The 6320-nt window shown below is 69.4% G+C and carries 4 protein-coding genes; all 4 read right to left on the bottom strand.

Annotated features, from left to right (window positions below; genetic code table 11):
• Nucleotides 1-540 precede the first annotated feature (540 nt).
• The 4 genes from E8A74_RS48230 to E8A74_RS48220 all read right to left on the bottom strand — a co-directional run bounded on the left by E8A74_RS48230 (nt 541) and on the right by E8A74_RS48220 (nt 6272).
• On the bottom strand, nt 541-2175 hold the full coding sequence (locus E8A74_RS48230) for a clostripain-related cysteine peptidase (RefSeq protein ID WP_136935948.1): 1635 nt from the start codon (nt 2173-2175) through the stop codon (nt 541-543).
• 13 nt (nt 2176-2188) lie between these two features.
• Entirely contained in the window at nt 2189-3490 is a 1302-nt protein-coding gene (locus E8A74_RS53575; RefSeq protein ID WP_170229943.1) for a hypothetical protein, read from the bottom strand.
• A 329-nt stretch (nt 3491-3819) separates the two neighbouring features.
• Complete coding sequence (locus E8A74_RS53570; RefSeq protein ID WP_170229942.1) at nt 3820-5208, bottom strand: hypothetical protein; 1389 nt, start codon at nt 5206-5208, stop codon at nt 3820-3822.
• Nucleotides 5205-6272: a multiheme c-type cytochrome gene (locus tag E8A74_RS48220; RefSeq protein WP_136935947.1), complete on the bottom strand. Its 1068-nt coding sequence runs from the start codon at nt 6270-6272 to the stop codon at nt 5205-5207. The genes E8A74_RS53570 and E8A74_RS48220 overlap by 4 nt, the downstream gene beginning before the upstream one ends.
• Nucleotides 6273-6320: the final 48 nt, after the last annotated feature.

The following is a 6320-nucleotide window of genomic DNA, read 5'->3' as shown; positions in this document are numbered from 1 at the left end:
CACGTGATGGGGCCGTAGGTCTTCGGGCGATGAGCCCATGGTCTCCCGCATCGTGCCCATCTCTCGAAGCCACGAGCCCGCCGCCCCTTCCATCGTCCCCGTTCCTCCAAGGCACGGCCTCGTACCTCCGGAGGCTCGACGGCACGCCCCAGAGACACGACCTCGTACCTCCAAGGCACGACCTCGTGTCTCCGGAGACTCGACGTCGTCTCTTCGGACCGTGCCCCCCATCTCTCGCACACGCGTCCCCGTCGCCTTTTGGCTCGGCCTCCAAGCCGGAAGACACGGCCTCATCGATGAACTGCGTATCGCGCAGCGCATCGAACCGACGCCAGCGAACCCCCCCATGGTCTTGCCACCGGCCCGCTGGAAGGCCGCGCGCCTGTCTCGGTTGGCAACGTCGCTGCCGGTCTTGACCGGGCCTGTTCGATGAACTGCGCATCGCGCAGTTCATCGACCTCGGGTCCAGCCCCTGGCTGGTCCGGGTGCAGGGGCGGATAGCCCCTGCTGGGGCCTGGGGCAAAGCCCCAGCGCGGCGCCTCAAAGCCCCTCGCAAGGGTCCTCCCCCGGCCACGGCGTGCCCGTCCGGCAGGCCTCGGCCTGGTTGATGCACGCTTCCAGCATCTTCGTCCAGCCCGTGCGTTTTTCGAACGACGTTGCGCGGTATGTGTCCATCAGGGACCGCCCGCTTTCGCGGAGCAGGAGTTCGAATGGATTGCCCCATAACACGCTCAAGCCGCCGAGCCGCGCGCCTGTGGCCGGCTCCATGCGCTGGGCTTCGACCACGAAGGGGCTCGTCGCGTGGAAGCCGGCGAGACGCCGGTACTGGCCGCCGTATTGCACTTGTTCGCCCCAGGGCTCTGTTTTTGTCCAGAGGTGCGGACGGCCGATGACGGCCAGCACCTCGCGTGCTGCTGCTGCCACGTCCGGACCGACGAGGACCGAGCCCGAGCCGTCTGGCCCGCAATGCGCGGGATCTGCGAGCCGGTCGAGCAAGGCCACGAGGTCGACCGAGGCGTCCGATGCTGTCGTGCGTGACCGCGACGCACGCCGCGACCGCCCTCCGTGCGACGCGGACGCTGCCGAGGCGACGATGCCTGCCCCGCCGCAGGCTTCGGCGAAGAGCGAGGTGACCTCCTCGCAGGAGAACCCGCGAGGTCGCTCTCGACGCACGGCCGTGACGAGGTCGGCGAGCGCCTCTTCGAGCTTGCCGATGCGACGCAAATCGAGGCCGACGCTCGTGACCGAGGTGCCGACGTAGGCGCGCCCTGCCGTCGAGACCCCCTCGACGTAGGCGCGCACGTAATCGGTGACGACCGCCTCCACGAGCACGCGTGGGCTCGCTGCGGGGCGATCCTGCGCGATGTAGCGGAGCGCGCTGTACGGATGACCCGCGTCTGGCATCGTCTCGCGCGAGGCGACCATGTAATCGGCGACGCCCGAGAGCGACGAGGCCACCTCGACGGCGCCGAGCCGGCAGACGTCGAATGCGACCACGTCGATGCGGTTCGAGGTCCCGAACCCGCCGAGGCCGGGTTTCGTGCGGATCTCGGTCTCGATCACCTTCGACGCCTCGCCGAGCGCGGCCGAGAGCCCCGTCAGGGACAAACGTTTTCCTTCGCCTGACGTCGTGTCGTCGGCGAGCCCCGTGAACCCGTCGCCATGGCCCGTGAACGTCACCCAGTAATGGCGCGCCGGGTACATCCGCACGCCCTCCACCAGGAAATCGCGCAGCGTCGCCATGTCGCTCGTGTCGGTCTCGCCGAGGACGAGGACACCCGGCTCCTCGTTCTCCCGGCCCGGAGGCCTCACTTCCTCACGGTAAAGCGAATACCGCTCGGAGGGGCGGGGGTTGCCGTCGTCGCCCATTTGAAATGGCGCATAGTCGCGTTGCACCAGGATGCGGAAGAGGGCGCTGCCGCCGAGGCCGTGCTGCCATTCGAGCGCGTCTTGATCGAACGCGGAGACGAGGTTCGGATCGAGGTCGTCGTTCGCCGCGAAGACGAGCCACGTCCATTCCGCGGTCCAGAGCGAGGGCGGCCCGCGACGGAGCTCCGCGCCGCTCTGCTCGACCGCCGGCGCCGACGCCGCGGCGCCCGCTGAAGGGCCCTCGGGGGCGCACGCCGCGAGGCCCGCGGCGAGCGCCCCGAGGGCGATCACGTATTTTCCACGCACGGTCGCTGATGTCCTACCGGCCATTGCGCGAGAGGCGCAGGATCGACTGGAGCACGACGGACGAGATGTGCGGGTTGTCGCTGCGCCCGCCGGTGTCGTCCCCGGCCTCGTCGCTCGCGTCGGGGAACGCCGACATGAAAATGAAGTCGGGGTGCAGCTCCTTGCTGTTCGGTCCGACGCCCGTCGGCGAGTCGATCCATTCGCCGCCGAGGATCGTGCCGCGCCCGTCGAGCTCGAGCACGTAATGGTACGTGACCTCGGCCGTGGGGCGACGACGTTGCAGGGGCGGCACGAGGAGCTGCTCGATGCTCGCCGCGTAATTGACGAGGTGGATGCTCGTGCGGATGCGCGCGAACCGGACGGCGTTCTCGTTCCAGCGGTAGGTTCGGCAGCCGGCCGAGGGGCCGTCGCCGTTGCAGACGAGCTGCGAGGCGCGCCGCTCGTCGATCGCCTCGTTTTCCTGGATGCGATACTTCACGACCGGGAATGTCCAGACCTCGTCGCCGTACGCGTAATCGATGACGAACGGGAGCCGCTCGCGCGGGCCGCCGAGGTTCGCGAGCGCGGGCGCGCCGCGGCCCATGAGGCCCGTCAAGGCGATGTGCAGCGTGCCGGGGTTCACGTCGCGGCAGGCGGCGGTCGTCGGCCGTCCGACGCTGTCGCGCGTGATGTCGTCCTCGGGCACGTTGCAGCGGTTGCCGGCCATCGTGGACGAGTCGTGGAAGTAGATCTCCGAGAAGAGCGCTTCGAGGTCCGCCATGCGGAAGAGCACGCAGGAGCGGCCGCGCTCGCCATTGCACTCCACGATCCGGCCATTCTCGCGCCGAACGCGCACGTCGCGGCTGGGCGCGCCGTCTCGCTCGGCCGTGGAGTACGACGACCAGCCATTGCAATGGCCCCACCACGACTCGGGGACCGTGGTCTGGTAGGTGCCGTGGTTCAAGAGCTCCCACGCGGTGGCGGGGCCGGCGACGACGATCGAGGGGCGGACTGCGCCCGAGCCGCGCTCGCGCTCCGGCCTGCGCATCTCCTCGGACGTGAAGGCGCGGACCTGCGGGAGGCGCTGCGCCTCGCCCGGGTTCATGAGGAGATCGTACTTTTCGACCGGCGAGAGGTTCTCCGGATCGGAGCGGAAATCGCTGTAGTCCTTGTTTCGCGAGTTCCAGCGGTCGGCGATGCCGTTTTCGGTCATCGGCCACCAGCTCGACGGGAAAATGGGCCGCGAGCTCTCGCCGGACGCCGGACCGGAATCGATGCGCAGGAGCGCGCCCCGGAGCTCGGGGTGCAGGCGTGCGGCCCTGTTCGTTTCGTTCATGGGCTCTCGTCCGGGAGCCCGTGGCACGAGGATTTCGTGGGTTCGGAAGTAACCATTCGGCACAAATCCCGGGCGGAGCCGCGGTTCTTGCGCCGAGGTCACGCGTTGTGCGCCGATGAGCGCGAGTATGGACGCGGCCAGAATGACGCTTCGGGTGGTGTTCATGGTGTTCATCGTCCTGCCAAGATGGCGGCCGTCCGAACACCACTGCACCCCCCGGGCCAGCAGGCTCGGCGGAGAACGTATCGTTTCCGCTCGCGCAGGCGCGGGACTGTGCAGGCGGAGAGCGGTGACGCGTGGGCGGAGAGAAACGAGGGAAAGGGGGAAGATCAGCGTTTTCCGCGGGGGGTCCGGCGCGAGGGGACGTACTGGCCGGTCTTCTTGTTCCACGTCCAGAGCAGCTCGAGCGGGCTTGCGCTCTCCGACTCTTCGCCGCTGTAGGGGACGCCGCGCATGCCGAAGCGATCGAAGCTCTTTTCGTGGAACGCGTCGACCGAGGACCAGCCGGACGTCAAGACGTCCGCCTCCAGCGGCTCCGAGGTGTCCCCTGCCGCGTCCACGGCAAGGACGCTCCACGAGGAGGATATCGCGCCGATCGGATCCATCGCGTGCTCGTCGTAGCCGAAGAAGTGAACCGACTTGTTCCGCTCCACGAACCCCTTGGGCTCGCCCACGAGCAAGACCGTGTCGACGAGCTTTTTCGCCTTGAAGATCCCGATGTACGTATCGAGCAGGTGCACGTACCCGAGCTCGAGGTCCCCGAGCTTCGTCAAGGGTTCCCAGAGGACCTGCTCGGTGGGCTCGAGCGATGTGCCGCCGTGCACGCGGTCGGGGAAATCGACGAGCTCGACGAGGTTCGGCTGGGCGGGGTGATAAGAAAACGCCTCGCGGAGCGCGTGCATGCGGGCGGCGGCGCGGAGCTCGCCCATCGGCTCGAAATCGATGTCCGCAGGCGCGCTGAGGTCCGACCGCTGCTCGGGCTGGATCGCCGGCGCCTTGTCGGCGGGCCCCGCGACCGCGGCCAGGGAAAACGTCATCGCGGGGGCCTCGGAGATGCGCGGCAAGGCCGAGAGCGGCAGCTTGATCTCGGTCGTGACGCGGTCGCCTTTCACCTTCGAGGCGACGACCGCACCCGGGACGGGCAAAAGGCCGCCGTCGCCGCGCCAGCGGAGGCCCTTTTCGTCGAGCCGGAAGAGCCGCGTGAAGCGCGCTGCGTGTTTCGCCGCGAAGGCGGCGTGACGCTCCAGCGTCGCCTTGCATTTCGCGGCGGCCTCCGGTTCGAGGTTGTCCGTACAATTGAACTCGTAAAACGTGCCGTCCCGCGACCATTCTCCCAGGGGCCGAAGCTCGGCGGCCGGCGTCGAGAGCTCGATCCAGAGCCCGTTTTTCGCGTCGCCGACGAGGTCCGTGACGATGTGCGCGCCGTCCTTGGTCACGGAGAGCCCGACCGAGGGCGACGCCGGGATCGTACCCCATTCGCCGAGCTCGCCGTCGATCACCGGGCTCTCCGGCGTCGTCTCGACCCACGCGACGGGGATCGCGGGCTTCGGCTCCTCGGCGGCGGCCTCCGCGATCGGAGCGGGCTTGGGTTTGGACGGGGCGGCCGTCGGCCGCGGCTGCGGCGCGGCGCCGCACGACGCGCCGAGCGCGACGAGGGTGGTGGCTCCGGCGAGGAGCAAAAGCGAACGCGGGGCGAGCATGTTTTTTCGTTTCATCATGGCGAGGCAGGGGGGCTGGGGATGCGGAGGGTGCCCGTGGCGACGACGATTTCGTCTTGTTCGAGGTCCACGCCGAAGGACGCCGCCAGGGTGGGGCCCATACGCTGGTAGACGACCTCCCAGCGAATGGTTTGCCCCTCGATCGAGTCGGTGAAGACGAGCACGGCGGCGCGCGGCGCCCCCGAGGCGGGGACACGCTCGTCACGCACTTCGATGCGCGAGGAAAAGCCGCTCTCCGCGCCTTCGAGGCGAAAGACCCGCTGGAGGGCCACGGCGGGGGCGCGGAGCGCGGCGTTTCCCACGGCGGAGGCGCGGATCTCGATTCTGCGGAAGAGGTCGCCCGTGGGGAAGGCGTGGCCCACGGCGCCGGCGCGCAGGGTCACGAGGATCGAGCGATCGCTGCGCGGCGCGGCGGCGGCCTCGACGGCCGAGCGGAGCAGAGCCGGATCCTCGCGCACTTCGAATCGATGTCCCTTGCCGGAGCGGCCGCCCGCGCGCGCCTTGGGTTTCATGTGGCAGGTTTGGCAAGGCGTACCGGCGTGCTGGCTCGCGCGGTGCTCCGTGAGGGTCGCTTGCATGCGCGCGCCTTTGCGTCGGGGGAAGTCGAACTCGTGGCAGCCGTCGCAGGCGGCGGCCGTGTCGAATCCCGGCGTCGAGCGGCTCCGGTGCGGCGTCGGGCCCGCGAGCACGGGTTCCGCGGCGAGGTCCGCGTGGCAGGTCACGCATCCGACGCCCATGGCGCGCGCGCCGGGATCCGGCGGCTTTTGGGGATCGGCCGCCGGGGCGTGGCAGCCGCGGCAAAAGGGCAGGGGTTCGATTGAATACGCAGCGAGGAAGACCGGATCACTCCACGAGCGCTGGTGCAGCGATCCACGCCACTCGGCCGCCACCTCCTCGTGACAGCCCTCGCAACGCGCATTCGCTTCCGCTTGCCGATTCTCCTCGGCGACGTCGAGCCCGAGGGGCGCGGCCGTCGCCGTTGCCACCTCGTCTTGCGCGGCCGGCGGAGGCGCGCCCGCGCCTGTGCAGGACACGAGAAAAAGCGCCAGGCCGCGCGTTCGCATGCGTGATGGGAATTCCGAAGGGCACGTCGTGTCAAGCGCAATCCCTCG

The sequence above is a fragment of the Polyangium fumosum genome, assembly GCF_005144585.1.
Lineage (GTDB): Bacteria > Myxococcota_A > Polyangia > Polyangiales > Polyangiaceae > Polyangium > Polyangium fumosum.
The sequence above is the reverse complement of the archived record's forward strand: the minus strand, read 5'-3'. Positions and strand labels throughout refer to the sequence as shown.

What these genes read in the sequence shown, in the direction of transcription:
- E8A74_RS53575 (WP_170229943.1), bottom strand. Translation starts at nt 3,490, where the DNA reads ATGAACGAAACGAACAGGGCCGCACGCCTGCACCCCGAGCTCCGGGGC.
- E8A74_RS48220 (WP_136935947.1), bottom strand. Translation starts at nt 6,272, where the DNA reads ATGCGAACGCGCGGCCTGGCGCTTTTTCTCGTGTCCTGCACAGGCGCG.
- E8A74_RS53570 (WP_170229942.1), bottom strand. Translation starts at nt 5,208, where the DNA reads ATGATGAAACGAAAAAACATGCTCGCCCCGCGTTCGCTTTTGCTCCTC.